Annotated in this window: 10 protein-coding genes; 6 read left to right on the forward strand and 4 right to left on the reverse strand. The window is 52.9% G+C overall.

The features are described from left to right. The first annotated feature begins 65 nt into the window (after nt 1–65). From KJW29_RS32340 to KJW29_RS32355, 4 genes are all read left to right on the forward strand, one after another. The gene (locus KJW29_RS32340; RefSeq protein ID WP_214627691.1) at nt 66–2,459 is read left to right on the forward strand and encodes a glycosyl hydrolase family 95 catalytic domain-containing protein; all 2,394 of its coding nucleotides are present in this window, start codon (nt 66–68) and stop codon (nt 2,457–2,459) included. Nucleotides 2,460–2,881: 422 nt separating this feature from the next. After that, nucleotides 2,882–3,439 (forward strand): RNA polymerase sigma factor, encoded by a 558-nt coding sequence (locus tag KJW29_RS32345; RefSeq protein WP_214627692.1) that lies wholly within the window; start codon nt 2,882–2,884, stop codon nt 3,437–3,439. Continuing rightward, nucleotides 3,436–4,389 (forward strand): hypothetical protein, encoded by a 954-nt coding sequence (locus KJW29_RS32350; RefSeq protein ID WP_214627693.1) that lies wholly within the window; start codon nt 3,436–3,438, stop codon nt 4,387–4,389. The genes KJW29_RS32345 and KJW29_RS32350 overlap by 4 nt, the downstream gene beginning before the upstream one ends. Nucleotides 4,390–5,065: 676 nt before the next feature. After that, nucleotides 5,066–6,880 carry a cache domain-containing sensor histidine kinase gene (locus KJW29_RS32355; RefSeq protein ID WP_214627694.1) on the forward strand — a complete coding sequence of 605 codons (1,815 nt, stop codon included), beginning with the start codon at nt 5,066–5,068 and terminating at the stop codon, nt 6,878–6,880. A gap of 112 nt (nt 6,881–6,992) precedes the next feature. Here KJW29_RS32355 and KJW29_RS32360 read toward each other — a convergent pair whose 3' ends face one another. Further along, nucleotides 6,993–8,099 carry an RNA-guided endonuclease InsQ/TnpB family protein gene (locus tag KJW29_RS32360; RefSeq protein ID WP_425517586.1) on the reverse strand — a complete coding sequence of 369 codons (1,107 nt, stop codon included), beginning with the start codon at nt 8,097–8,099 and terminating at the stop codon, nt 6,993–6,995. Nucleotides 8,100–8,349: 250 nt separating this feature from the next. Between KJW29_RS32360 and KJW29_RS32365 the strand changes: the two genes are divergently transcribed. Together KJW29_RS32365 and KJW29_RS32370 are read left to right on the forward strand one after the other, a co-directional pair. Beyond that, nucleotides 8,350–9,978, forward strand: a complete 1,629-nt coding sequence (locus tag KJW29_RS32365) for a response regulator (RefSeq protein ID WP_214627696.1) — start codon at nt 8,350–8,352, stop codon at nt 9,976–9,978. Beyond that, a complete protein-coding gene (locus tag KJW29_RS32370) occupies nt 9,971–11,305 on the forward strand; it encodes an extracellular solute-binding protein (RefSeq protein ID WP_214627697.1) in 1,335 nt (444 codons plus the stop codon). The genes KJW29_RS32365 and KJW29_RS32370 overlap by 8 nt, the downstream gene beginning before the upstream one ends. A gap of 89 nt (nt 11,306–11,394) precedes the next feature. Here KJW29_RS32370 and KJW29_RS32375 read toward each other — a convergent pair whose 3' ends face one another. The 3 genes from KJW29_RS32375 to KJW29_RS32385 all read right to left on the reverse strand — a co-directional run bounded on the left by KJW29_RS32375 (nt 11,395) and on the right by KJW29_RS32385 (nt 14,328). Further along, nucleotides 11,395–12,261: a Gfo/Idh/MocA family oxidoreductase gene (locus KJW29_RS32375; RefSeq protein ID WP_214627698.1), complete on the reverse strand. Its 867-nt coding sequence runs from the start codon at nt 12,259–12,261 to the stop codon at nt 11,395–11,397. Beyond that, nucleotides 12,258–13,319 carry a Gfo/Idh/MocA family protein gene (locus KJW29_RS32380; RefSeq protein ID WP_214627699.1) on the reverse strand — a complete coding sequence of 354 codons (1,062 nt, stop codon included), beginning with the start codon at nt 13,317–13,319 and terminating at the stop codon, nt 12,258–12,260. Before KJW29_RS32380 ends, KJW29_RS32375 begins: the two co-directional genes overlap by 4 nt. Before the next feature lie 88 nt (nt 13,320–13,407). Further along, nucleotides 13,408–14,328, reverse strand: coding sequence for a helix-turn-helix transcriptional regulator (locus KJW29_RS32385; RefSeq protein ID WP_214627700.1), 921 nt, complete (start codon nt 14,326–14,328; stop codon nt 13,408–13,410). Nucleotides 14,329–14,394: the final 66 nt, after the last annotated feature.

Genomic DNA, 14,394 nt, shown 5'->3' on the forward strand with positions numbered 1-14,394 from the left:
CTATGATGTGCAATATAGTAAGCGTTGTCATTTACATCGTGGCAAAGTCAGGAGGAAACGGAATCATGGTCAACAGAGAAAGGGCACGGAAGCATGCCATCGTATTTAAAGGACCGGCTGCCAATTTTTTTGAGGGGGCGCTGCTTGGCAACGGCGGCCTTGGAGCGGTTGTGACAACTCGGCCGGACGCGGTTGTCATACACTTTGGCCATAACAACGTGTGGGATATCCGCATAGCGGAGGAGCACAAGGAAGAGATCGGCACGTTCGGCGAGCTGTTTGCCCGGATTAAGGACATTCCGGAGCACTATGCGTCGCTTAGCGACGAGCCATGGTACCGGGATTACGTAACGATGGCGGGAGCGAATTACGCGAAGCCGTACCCGCGTCCCATGCCATGCGGCTCGCTGCTGCTTGGTTTCGACAGGAGAGAGATCGAGGTATTGGGCCATCGTCTGTCGGTCGATAATGGCTTGTGCGAGATCGACTTTCTGACGCATAACGGCATTGCTACGCTGCAGCTATTTGTCGACCAGCGGGGGGACGAACTGCTGGCGACGCTTCGGAATGAGGACGGAAGCGCTCCTCATGCCAATCTGTTTAACCGGGTAAAGCTTATACCCGATCCCGAGACGCCGGCGGAGCTGCCGAGCCCGGAAGAGACGGTCGACGCCGCTGTTCGAGGGCTGTCGTTCCGGCAGAAGCTGCCGAGGTCATTGGAAGAGGGCGAGAACACGGAAGACAAGTCCCGGGCGTTTCGGTTGTCGGCGCGAGTCTCATCAGACGTAGAGGCCCGGACTGACGGCAAGCAGTTGGGGCTTGCGCTGGGGGCGGGAGAAAGCTTCGATATTCGGGTCCGGTTGGAAGAGGGAACTCTGCGGGAGGTCGGCGATGACGCGGGGGATACTTTCTTGCGGCTGAGCGATCCCGATTTCGGCGCTTTTCGCGAGGCCTTGGCGGCATCGGATGCCACGTGGGATTCCTATTGGTCGCGCTCGGGAGTGGAGCTGGAGGACAAGCTGCTGGAAGAGACTTGGTACCGTAACCTGTACTTCTTCCAGTGCTCCGTGAAGCCCGAGGCGGACTGCCCCGGACTGTTTGCGAACTGGAGCTACGGCAAAATCGGCGCGGAGTGGCACGGGGACTACCATATGAACTACAATACGCAGCAGCCGTTCTGGGTTGCCTTCTCGAGCAATCACGCCGACAAGCATTTGGCGTACGCGAACATGGTTGACCACGTGCTGCCCGTCAGCAGAAAGTGGGCGCGAGAGTATTACGGCTTGCGGGGCGCTTATTTTCCCCACTCCGCCTATCCCGTCGAGATGGACATCATGCCGTATCCCGTCCCGCATTGGGGCTGGGAGGTATGCGAGACGCCTTGGACGGTGCAAAGCTTATGGTGGCATTATCTGTATACGATGGACCGCGTCTTTCTGGAGGAGCGGGCATTTACGCCGATAAAGGAAGCGGCGTTGTTCATGGCGGACTATATGCTCAGGCCGGAAGCGAGCGGCGAGGATTGGGGCGATGACCGCTTTCACATTTTTCCCACGGTCGTACCGGAGTTGTACGAACTGACGCCGGGATTTCGCCGGAATTACGACTGCATAGTGGATTTGACGCTAACGAGGTTTCTATTTCGCGCGTTCGGGGAGGCTTGTTCCGCGCTCGGACGCGAAGCGGAAGAGGGAGAACTGCTTGGTCTGATTGGCGAGATTCTGGAGAGGTTCCCGGACAATCCGACGGCGGAGTCGAAGCGCGGTACCGTGTTCGTCTCCGTGCCGGGCGAAAATCCCGAAGTCGTCTACAACGTGCCGAACGGAGTGGCGACCGTCTTTCCTGGGGAGGAGCATGGCCTGCATTCGCCGCCGGAATTTTACGAGATCGCGGTGAATTCCTTTTTGAACCACCGTAATGAAGGCGGCAACGAGCTCGTCTTTCTGAATCTTGCGGGAGCGCGGCTCGGAAAACTCGACCTGGAGCGGTTCAAGCGGCAAATCCGATATTGTCTGCTGCCGAACGGTACGTGTACAGACAAGCTTTTGGAGTCGGGAGGCCGTTATTCGGATACGACCCCGTTTGACTATATGCAGCCGATGGGCATCTGGTTCGAGAACTTCGCGCTGCCTGCCGTCATCAATGAATGTCTGCTGCAGAGTTACAACGGCATTATACGTTTGTTTCCCAATTGGCCAGCAGAGAAGGGGGCTGCGTTCCGGACGCTCCGCGCGGTGGGCGGCTTCCTGGTGAGCGCCTCCTTCGAAGCCGGGGCGGTGCGGGAAGTCGAGATTGTCAGCGAAGCCGGCTCCATGCTGCGAGTGTACAAGCCGTGGCCAGAGGTACTTCTTGTTCGCGAGGGTCGGAGGGAAGAGCTTCTGGCATGTCCGAAAGGAGCGGTGTTAGAAATCGCAACGTCGCCGGGCGAGCGGCTGCGGTTATCCCCTGCGGGCAGCTAGCCACACTGCGCGCAACGGACATATGGAGCGTAGGCTAATCCATTATAGGTTTAAAATTGCAACGGACATAGCGGTCGTTATTTAGCCATTGTACACAGTATCTTGTGTGAAAATGTGCAATTAACGCTGCTGGTGTCTGTTGTATTTTTTTGGGGGGCGAATGCTGCGAAAATAGCGGCTGGTGAGTTCGTTCTGTCAGGTGACGGCGAAATTTTTTAGATGAAACAAGTATATAATTGAGTGATTAAGTGCCCGATCTTAGCACATAAGGAGCTTATTAACTCTTATAGGCTAGGATTATTGATTTAAAAATTATAGCGCAAGTGCAACCAGCTCTTCGAACTTTCTACTATATAGTTAAGAGTATATAATACAACAGCTAAAATGAGTTGGGGATAAGATTTACAAAAGGAGAATAACCGATGGAAGACCAAGAAATAGTTCACTTATACTTACAGCGTTCACAGCAAGCCCCTTTAGAGACTAAGAATAAATATGGGGCATACTGTAGAGCGATTGCAAGAAACATACTCTCCAATATTTCGGATGTTGAAGAATGTGAGAACGATACATACTTAGCTGCATGGAATGCAATTCCGCCTACTATGCCTAAAAAGTTCTCTGTATTTTTGGGGAGGATCACACGTAATATTGCGCTTGATAAACATGGTTATAATACAGCGAAAAAGCGTAATCGCGAGTTTGAAGTCATTCTAACTGAATTAGAAGGATGTTTAGCTTCCCTAGATACTGTAGAAACAGAGTATGAAGCAGGCGAGATAGCCAACTTAATAAATCAATTCTTATATGCTATAGATAAGCAAGCAAGAAATTTATTTATTAGGAGGTACTGGTACTCAGATTCAATAGCGGATCTTGGTATGAGATTTAATATGAGTAGCAGTAAAGTGAAGTCCATATTATTTCGAACAAGAAATAAACTTAGAGCTCATCTAGATAAAGAGGGAGTTAACCTATGAAAAGAGAAGAGTTGTATAGGGAGATTGGATTAATTGATGAAAACTTAATTGATGCGGCGGGGCAAATTGGAATAAAGAAAAGGAAAAAAATTATTTTTAAAAAGTGGGCTGTTTTGGTTGCATGTCTTGTTCTATACAGTTCAATCGCTACTGTTTTATTAGCAAAAGACTATATTAATAATCAAAATTCAGAACCTTATATACGCTATTTAACAGCTGAAAGCATGGATTTACAGCCTATCACACATTATGATGCGGAAAAATTTCTGAAAGCTTTAAAAAGTGATAATAATGAATATGTATATATTGCAATCAATCGGCTAGTAGAAAGTTTTAATGATCAAAAGATGAGAGAAAACGTGTTAAAAGAAATTCAGCCATTTGTGGTAAGCGAAAATAAAAAAATCGCTGATGCGGCTGCTTTCGCCGTAGATATTCTTTCAAAAACTTATGAGAGTCCTTATATTGTTAAGTCAGCGGACGGAAGTATCATATTTACGTTGTTTAACAATTATTCGGATTATGGGAGTCAGAACGTCCTTTGGCGGATAAAGGACAATGTGCTTGAAGAGTTTTTGAATTTTGATACACCATCTATGTATATCAAGAAAATTATTCCTTCACCAGATCATAAGTTAATTGCGATTGTAACATGCTCTAATAAAAGTGAATTCGTTCAAATTTATGATGTTGAAGAGAGAAGGATAAGTCCCGAGTTGGTAGAATCAGCAAGAGTCAAATATGGTGCACAACAAGAATTAGACACATGGATTCGCACAGATCATGAGAATTATAGCTATGCAAATAACATAGTGTGGAGTGACAACGATACTTTAGAGTTCGAGGGTTCTCTGCAATACGAGAATCTTGCGATAATAAAAAATGTTACTGTAGCGTATCAGTTTGATAAAGAGGTTATAGAAGTAAAAGAACTTAATGAGGCTAAATGAAAAGCATCAAAATACGACTATAATGAAAATGAAAATCCAAAAGATATGAGACAGCGACAGTCTAGGACTTTATTATCTCGTCCTTGGCTGTCGCTCTTTCAATTTCTGAGGTCAGTATAAAACTTATTTTATGAAGTCTGACGGTATTAGCGAGACAATCTCCGAGGCGCCGCAAACGCGAACGTGTGAAAGCGGCCGAATGCCACACATGTCCGTACACAATGGAGCGAAGCTATAGCCCGACTTTCTCGGGCTATAGAGCCCAAAGTTACCTCGAGCGGAGCTGTAGCCCGATTTTTTCGGGCTACAGAGTCAAAAGTTACCTCGAGTGATGCTGTAGCCCGATTTTTTCGGGTTACAGAGTCCAAAGTTACCTTGAGCGAAGCTGTAGCCTGACTTTCTCGGGCCGCAAAGGGATGCTGAGTCCAAAGTTACCTACGACTTAATCTGTAACCCGATTTTTTTTCGGGTTGCAGGCTCCAAAGTTACTCCGACGTACTCTGTAACCCGACTTTCTTGGGCTCCAGAGCCTAAGCGACTCCGGGCGTTGTCATGCACGTTTACCCGCGAGTCAATCGCCAACCCGTGTACGCCGGCGGCTCCATTTTTTCTCGTGCAGCGGCTCCGGCTCCGGTTTATAATAAAGAAACCTTGAACAATTTGGAGGGGGGCCGCCGTGATATCCTTTATTCGCAACAGACTTGGCCGCAGCTTGTCCACGAAGCTCATCCTCCTGCTGCTCATGCTGCTTACCTTCGCGATTGCGATGATCAGCTCGCTTTATTTCTGGTTCTCTTCCGAAGTTATTTTACGAAATGTAAGTGCTTCCACCAAACAATCCGCCAAGCAGTCCGCCGACTACCTGTCGCTTATTCTGACCGTCGGCAGCGACATGGGGCAACAGATTTTTCGCGACGCGCGGATTCAGGGCGTTATTCAGGAGGAAGCGAAGGGCGGGCTGTCGGTCGACCAGAAGTTCGATCACAAAAACGCCGTTAACGATATTCTCAACAACATCATGTACACAAGTTCGTTCGTGCACAGCATCTACCTGCTCCGGGAGCAGGGCGTCAGCTGGGGCAGCGGACTGTTCAACGCGTCGAAGGTCATGCGGTATACGCTGACGGAGCGGGATTGGTACAACGATATTCTTGGGGGCAGGCAAGACGAACTGTGGCTGCCGCTCCAATTCGACCCTTTCAGCGGAGGAGGGGAGAATACGAGACTGGTGTTGACATTCGTTAAGCCGCTGCACAACCTCGCCACGCGCGAGCCGGCGGGAGCGATTTTGGTCAACGTCGACGGCCAGCTCATCCTGCAAGCAATCGATCGGATCCGGCTTGGAAAGACGGGCGACTTCTTTGTCGTTGACGGAGCCGGAAAGGTTGTCATCGCTTCGGAGCCGGAGCGCTGGAGCGACACGCTTGAGACAACGGGGGTAGGCGAACGGCTGCCGCGTATCGGGGCAGAGGAGTCGGAGTTCGAGCTGGAGCTGGACGGTGTTCGCCAATATGCGGTGACACGCAAACTAAAGAACGACTGGACGATCGTCGGCATCGTTCCCGTGGGCGAGATGATCGGGGATATCGCGCGCATTCAGCAGCAGATCTGGCTGTTCGCCACCCTTTTGCTGGCGCTGGCCTCCGTAACGGGTTATTTGTTTTCGAAGCGAATTACTTCACCCCTTAAATCATTAATGAGGCAAATGAAAGAGATCGAGCGAAGCAACTTCAAAGCTCTCTCTGCGGTCTCGTCCCAGGACGAAATCGGGCAATTAAGCCGCCGCTTCAACCAGATGGTAGGCCAGATCGAGGCGTTGATCGAGCAGGTAAATGAGGTGGAAGGGAAGAAGCGGGAAGCCGAGATGCGAGCGCTGCGGCATCAGATTAATCCGCATTTTTTATATAACACGCTGGCCACCATACGCTGGATGATCAAGTTCGGGCGGAAGGAAGGCGCGTATGACGGCATCTCATCGCTGGTCCGGCTAATGGAAGCAAGCATGGAGAAGCAAGGAGTGTTCTATACGATTCGGGATGAGCTGGAACTGCTGGACAAATATATGGTCATCCAACGGTTTCGATACGACTTCCGTATCCATCTGGATGTCAGATGCGAGGAAGCGCTGAAGGACGTGTCCATTCCGCGGATGCTTTTGCAGCCAATCGTGGAGAATGCGATCTTCCACGGGCTCGCGCCCAAGGAGGACGGCGGGACGGTGACGGTTACCATCGAGCAGACGGCCGATACGCTGGAGCCAGGATTAATTCTACGAATCGAAGACGATGGAGCAGGCATTCCGCCGGACCGTCTGCCGGGCTTGTTGCTGGGCAGGACGGGGGAGGCCAAATCCGGCATGTTCGGGATCGGCCTCAATCACGTGCATGAGACGGTGCAGCTGTATTATGGCGAACGAAGCGGCGTGGAGATCGTCAGTCCGCCGGGCGGCGGGACCATCGTAACGGTCAAGCTGTTTGTCAACAACTCATGACTGAATTCACGAGCTTGTAACTGCCCGGAAGTGTGAACGGCTATACAGCCTCCTTCCTTAGGGTGGCGTTACTTTAGGCAGGCTGACAACTGCCCAATTGCATAGGTTATACCTAAGCAACCACTTCAGCGATGTACTTCATTCCAATGCGCTGAAGATTCATTGCGGCGATTCGATCATCATTCGAGCGATAGCCGCATTCTTTGCAACAAAAGCTGTGCTTCTTCTTATCACGATTTGCCTTCTCCTTGTGACCACATTTCGAGCATCTCTGCGAGGTGTACCTGGGATCAACGGCAATCGTTTTTGAACCTTGAAGCAGTGCCTTGTACTCAATCATCAGCCTTAGCTGGTAGAATGACCACGATACCGTCTCATATCGATCTTTCAATCGGACGATTTCCGTGGCACCCCGAATCCCTGATAAGTCTTCAAGAACAAACAATGTGCCCGGATCATAGCGGTGAACGAGTGCCTTCGATATCTGATGATTGGTATTCATCATCCAGCGGTTTTCTCGATCCCCGATCCGCTTCAGCTTCCTGAGTGCGGAAGGCGTGCCTGCTTGTTGCAACGCTCTACGCAATTGTTTGAATCTCGATCGCTTATCCTTGATCGGTCTACCGTTGTAGAAGGTGCTTTGTCCATCGGTGTCATAGGTTGTAGCGGTAAAGTTCATCCCCAGGTCTACTCCAACGACTTGGCGAATGGATGCGGTAGGAATTTCTCCAATCTCTTTCGACATCGGGATATGTAAGTAGAACTTCCCGCGCTTTGTCACAAACTTTGCGGTCCCGAACGTCCAGGAACCATCGAAGTAGGCTTCCATCCCTTTCGTTTCAAATGGTACCTTTATTCGTCCAACTAAAGTATTCATGGAGAACAACCGACCTGCCATGGAGTAGTCCCGGTGCCAGACGAGATCGTATTCTGGCTTCTTGAACTGAATCCTTGTCCAAGAATGCTTGTTTCCCTTCAGTGATCGATAACGAGCGGCAACCGTCTTCAGAACCGATTGTGTCATCTGGGAACGAAGAGCATAGGATTCACGCAAATGACGATAGGCCTGCTTATGCAAGAAGGTTACCGACATCTTGCGTGACTCAAATACAAGCTCGGATACGCAGTTGCAAGCTTCCCCGTAAGCGCGGGTGGTTTGAAGGAGCATTTCAGCCTGTTCAGACGTAGGAAATATCTTGATTCTAGCGGTTAGCGTGATGGTACACTTCTCATTATTCGCATTTCGAATGGATAATCACCTCACATTACTAAAAGAAACTACAACCACATATTCATTATACCAAACATGTGTTCCTATCGGGAGAATAATCCAACAAATTTGTAGAAATCCTTCGAAGGGAGGGAGTAAGGACTCGTTTATGTTTCATAGAAAGGGAAGACCGCGTAAATTCCTCTCACGACTGAAGTCACGAGTGTCCTTTACACTTTTATGAAGGAGGAGATGGCAATTGGTATATAACGCGCTGATCGTGGACGACGAGCCGATGATCCGCTTCGGCCTGGCGTCCTGCGTCGAATGGGAGCAGGAGGGCGTCAGGCTGGCCGGCGAAGCGGCGAACGGAGAGGCGGCGCTGGCGCTCATTCGGTCGGAGGAGATCCATATTCTGATAACGGATATTAAAATGCCGCTCATGGACGGACTGGAACTCATCCGCCTTGCCAAGGAGCTTCGTCCGGAGCTGAAGGTCGTGCTGGTGAGCAGCTACAGCGATTTCGCTTATGCGGTGGAGGCGGTAAAGCTCGGCGTCGTGGTGGATTATTTGCTAAAGCCGACGATGGAACCGGAGGATCTGCTGCGCGTCGTCCGGACATGCAAGGATCGATTGGCGCGGGACCTTGCCGGCAGCGAGAAGGAGCTGAGACTGCGGGAAGAGGAGGAGAAAAGCAGAAAGCATCGGTTCGAGGAGGAGCTGAAAGCTTTTTTGGGAGGCATCGGCAAGGATTTCGAATGGAAGCCGGAATGGGCAATCGGCCATATCGTGCTGGCCGTCTGGCGACTGGAGCCCGCGGGCGGTGAAACTTTGCGGCATATCGTCTCGCTTGAGTCTGCGAAGAACAAGCTCAACGAATGGTGCCCCCATGGCCACTCGTTCCTGTCAGGAGAGGGCGAGCTGGTGACGCTGCTTGCGGATCATAACGGGAGCGCTCTCTCGGATATTACGCGATATCATCGACTGCTCGCGGAGGAGGACGGCATGGGAGAATTTACGGTCGGCGTCAGTCCCGTCGTACACCGATTGCAGTCGGCCCAAGACGCATACGGATGGGCGCGAAAGGCGCTCGGGAATGCCTTTTTTGAGGGGAGGGGGCGGTGTTATCTCGGCCAAATTCCTTCCGGAGGGGAGGAGCGGCGGCAAACTCCCGGGTCCGATGCGGGCTTCGAACGGCTGCGGGAGAAGTTCTCGAAGGCTTACGCGTTTTCGGATCAACCCGGCAGCGAGGCGGCGTTGGCGGAGATGGTCGCGTTATGGAAAGCGCGGCGTTATGGCCGCGATGAGATCGTCGCGCACGCCAGAAGCCTGCTTATGATTATGTGGTCGCATCGATTCCGCGTGAAGACGGAGGAGGATATGGGCATGATGATGAGGAGGCTGGGGAGTCTGGAGCAATCGTCCGGGCTGGATTCCCTGATTCGCGCCGTGCGGGAGGAGCTGTCCCGGTTCTGGAAGCCGGACAATCGTCCAACTGTCGCGGTCGACGCCGGCGGCGCGCATGTCATCCAACTCGCGTTATCCTATATTCAGGAGCATTATCGCAGAGATATACCTCTGCAGGATGTGGCCGATTATGTGCACATGAGCAAAAATTATTTCAGCGAGCAGTTCAAGCAGCGAACAGGCATGAATTTCATCGACTTCGTGATTTCCCTGCGGCTTCACTACGCAAAACATCTACTGGAGCAAACGAGCATGAAGGTCATCGATGTCGGCGCGGAATCGGGCTTTAACAGTCCCAAGCACTTCCTGAAGCTGTTCAAGCGGGAGCTGAACTGCACGCCGCTGGAATTCCGCGAACAGTGCGAGCAGGGGAGAACCAAGGAGGCGACATGGCCCGGGGAGGATGGTCTAAATGAATGACGACGCATGGACTGCGAGGAAGCCTGCCCGAAGCTTGACCGTTTATGTGCGCGTGATGCTGCTCATACTGGCAACTGTAACGCTGGCCGGATGCATGAGACCTTCGCTAGCGCCGGGGGAGCTCGCGGAGCAGGAGCCTGAGGGCGATACCTCGAGATATGCAGTCGAGCTGGAATACTGGCACACCTATAGCGATCTGGAGCAGGAAGTGTTCCTGGAGAAGGTTCTGCCGTTGTTCGAGAAACAATATCCCCATATTCGTATTAACGCCGTGCGCAAAGACCAAACGGATCAATTCAAGGATACGCTGCTGTTTGCGGTAGCGGACAACAAGCAGCCGGACGTCATGCGCATGGACATCGTATGGGTGCCCGAATTCGCTAAAAAGGAAGCGCTCGAGGAGCTGTCCGGCATGCCGGGCTTCGACGCGATCAAAGATACGTTTATCGGCGTTCTTATTCAGACGAATGTGTACAAAGGGGGCTATTACGGACTGCCCGTCAACGCCAATACGCGCGCGGCTCTCTACAATAAGAAGCTTCTGGAGGCGGCGGGCCTTAGCGAGCCTCCCTCCACATTCGAGGAGCTGGAGGCGGCAGCAGAGCGGCTTCGGGCCGTTTTGCCGGACGCGTACGGCATCGGCGTCTGCTGTTCGGGAGGCTGGGGCATGCTGCCTTACTTTTGGTCCCTTGGCGGAGAAATGACGAATCCGGAATACACCAAGGCAAGCGGCTATCTTAACGGCGAAGCAAGCCGCGCCGCGCTTAACCGAATGAAGGACTGGATGGACCGCGGCATTATGAGCCGCTCCATTTTGGGCGAGGTGCCCGGCACGTGGGACGGCATTCTGAAGGGACAATTGCTCATGATCGACGACGCGCACTGGTTCCATACCGTCAATGCAACGGGGCCGAACAAGGAGCTCCTGGACGATGTCGTTATTGGTTTGTTTCCGGGATTGGAATCGGGATCGGGAGGCATTTCCGTTATCGGCGGGGAGAATCTCGTCATGTTCGAGCAGTCCTCGCATAAGCAGGAGGCATGGGAGTTCATCCGGTGGATGACTTCGGAGGAACCGCAGCGGATTATGGCGGAGACGGGTCTAATCCCGACCATACAGGGAATTGAGAATAACGTGACGAATCCGCTGCTGGCGCCTTATCTGGAGCAATTGGGGCAAGCAAGACCGCGGCCTCCCGTCCCGAATTGGACCGCTATCGACGAGGAATTCGCACGGATGGTGGAGCGTATTTTGGCTGGAGAGATGTCTGTAGAGGAAGCGACGGATCGGGCTGCCGCGAGAATCGACGAACTACTATTAGAATAGCACGATCCCATAGAGATGGTAGCGCGATCTCGCAGATAGAGCAGCACGATCTCGCAGACGGTTGCCGCGTCCCCGAGATCGTGCATATATCATCGCGCAACGGATATCCATTCGTCCCGCCTGACAAGGGCCAAGCGGCCTGCATCGAGCAGCGCCATGACGGCCAGCGTCTGTTCCCGCGGGACCGGAGGTACTCCGCTCTCGAAGAAGAGGAGCATCTGCTTCATCAGTTCGGGGAAGAAGCCGGTGCATTCCGGCACGATATAACCTTCGGCCTCTCCTTTGGGCTGTAGCAGGAGCTGGAACGGAGCGTTATTGATTTGGAGGAACGACGCCTGGCGCCCCCCTTCGAACTCGATAAGCAGGTGGCGGCCACCGTTCGGCGCGGACAAACTTTTGACGCGAGTGACGGCAGCGCCGAGAAGGGCGACGATCATCTCCATCTGGTGCACGGCGTAGTTCTCGAAAGCTCCCGGACCGGTCACGGACAGATGGCTGATCGAGTCGGCATGGATCCCTGCGGGCAACGCAATGACTTGCTCGGAGTAGCGCAGCGCCGAGGTGGAGAATATCGGCGTGCCCCCGGCCGCGGCCATCTCGAACAGCTTTGCGGCCGTAGCCAGGTCGGGCGCAAACGTCTTGTCGATATAGACGGGTTTGCCGGATTGCAGCGCCAGCTCGGACAGGCGGAGATGATGCTCCGGATGGTCGGGCGACAGCACGATCAGCGCGTCCGAGCGTTCCACAAGCTCCGCGAGGCTGCCTGCCCGCTGTACATGGTGAGCGACGCACCAGTCGTCCGTATGGAGTCCGCCGGGCTTGTCTCTTTCTGCCCAAGCGTACGCGACATCCCAGTCCAGTCCTTGCTCGGCGGCGCTCCCGCGCAGCCAGGCGGGATAGTTGTTGGCGTGCCACTCGTCAAGGAAATAGTCGATTAATCCGATTTTTTTGGTCATAGCACGATTTCCTTGCCCTGCTCAGACGAGGCGTACAGCGCGTCAATGACCTGAGAGGTCGTCAGCGTATTGTCGATGTTGGCCCTGTTTTTGACGCCGCCAGAGGCAGACAACAGGAAGGCCTCAATCTCCTCGTCGAACGCATCGACCTTGTTAAAGGTCGCAGCCGTCTCCAGCAGCATGCCGCCGCGCGACGTATACAAGGTGAAATCTCCACCGTACTCCAGCTTGATTCCGCCTTTATCCCCGAGAAATTCCACGTACATCGCCGATTCGGCAATGTTTTGCGCCCAAGCCCCGTTGAAAGTCAAGCTGGGACCGCTTGTGCGGATCATGCCGGCCGCAAAGTCCTCGACATCGTAGGTTCCTTCGTAATTTGGCGGTCCGGCCCACATTGAAGTGAAGGCGTAATTCTCCATCTGCTTGCCGAGTTCGCCGTGTACCGCGCCCGAGACGCTTAGCGCTTTGGTGTTTTCGCCGAGACAATAGAAGATGAGATCGAGAAAATGGATGCCCCAGTCGATCAGCACGCCTCCGCCGGACATGCTTTTGGTCGTAAACGGTCCGCCGAGTCCGGGGATGGAGCGATGCGCCCTGAAGGAGCAATACACATGGTACAGCTTGCCGAGCTCTCCTGCGTCAATGAGCTGTTTGACGTGATTGACGGCGCTGTTGAAACGGTTGACGACTCCGATGTTCAGGATATTGCCGGTTCGGTCCGCCGCCTCCTTCATGCGCAAAGCTTCGTCGTACGTCAGGGCGGCCGGCTTCTCGCAGAGGACGTGCTTGCCAGCCTCCAGGGCGGCGATGGAGACGGGGGCATGAGTATGGTTTGGCGTACAAACGGAGACGGCCGTCACCTCCGGATCGCTTAGCACATCGTCCAGACTGGCCGTCGCCACCGGGATGCCGAATTGCTCTGCGGCAGCTTGTGCCCGCTCGATAATCGGGTCGACGATGTATTTGATTTCAGCCTGCTTGCTTCGCGTATAAGCGGGAATATGTCTTGAGGTTGCGATTTGACCGCTGCCGATTACGGCGACTTTCATAGGTTTCATTGGCGCATCAGCTCCTATATGTTTATTCGTCCCTATCATAGCAAGGACGCGAGGAGCTGGATTTGCTTTCATTTGTCGGAATGATTGGTCATTTTTTTAGGTGGGAAGCAATTGCCTGATATTCCGTGGGGGACATGCCAAAGTGGCGGCGGAACGCTTTGCTGAATGAATGGATGGACTGGTAGTGCAGATTGGCTGCAATCTCGGTTATCGAATAACGGCTCTGCCTGAGCCAGACAGTCGCTTGCTCGAAGCGCTTTTGATCGTAATATTGTTTGACGCTAAGTCCCGTCTCTTTGGAGAAAATATGGGAAATATGCGCATAGCTGTAACTAAGCTCGTTCGCGAGCGAGGACAGCTCCGTCAGCTCCAGCAGATGCAGATCGATGTAATGGATGACTCTGTAGACGAGGTCCCGCACGGCGTCCGAACTGGCGGTCGGCGCGTAATGGGAAGCCAGGTCCTCGTAGAAGCCCCGGTAAGCCAGCACGATCAGCTGCTTCAGGTACGTTTCGATCATGAGGGGCGAGAAGTCCGACAAATTCAGAACTTCCTGGAGCAGCCCGGTGAACACGGGGGCCGCAGCCCGGCTTCCGGCGACAACAGGATGTTTGACCTGCTGAAACAGACGCGAGATATGAAGAAACTCGCCGTCGGTCTGCTCCTGACGAAACTCGAAGCCCGCGTAATAATAGCGGAATGGATCCTCCCGATCCGCTATAACGTTATGCCGCTGGCCGGGCACATGTACGATCAAGTCGCCCTCCTGAACGGGATAGCTGGCGTCGTCGGTCGTAAATACGCCTTTGCCGGAGACGATATAGCTGATCTCATAGCAATATTGACGATGCTCGCCGACTTCATAGCCCGACGCGCAGCTCAGATCGCCGATTTGATACAGTGTAATGGGTCCGTAATGCTTGGGGTCATGAATGTATTGGTTGTCAAAATGAAATTTGATCTGCTTGTCCGGAGCTGAATTCGGCAGCTTCCGCTTGTCGTTCGTCATGGCGTCCTCCGAAATAACTTCAGTGGCGTTGCAAATATTCTCTATGTTGGTCATCGTACCATAGTT

This window comes from Paenibacillus agaridevorans (genome assembly GCF_018604145.1).
GTDB lineage: Bacteria > Bacillota > Bacilli > Paenibacillales > Paenibacillaceae > Pristimantibacillus > Pristimantibacillus agaridevorans.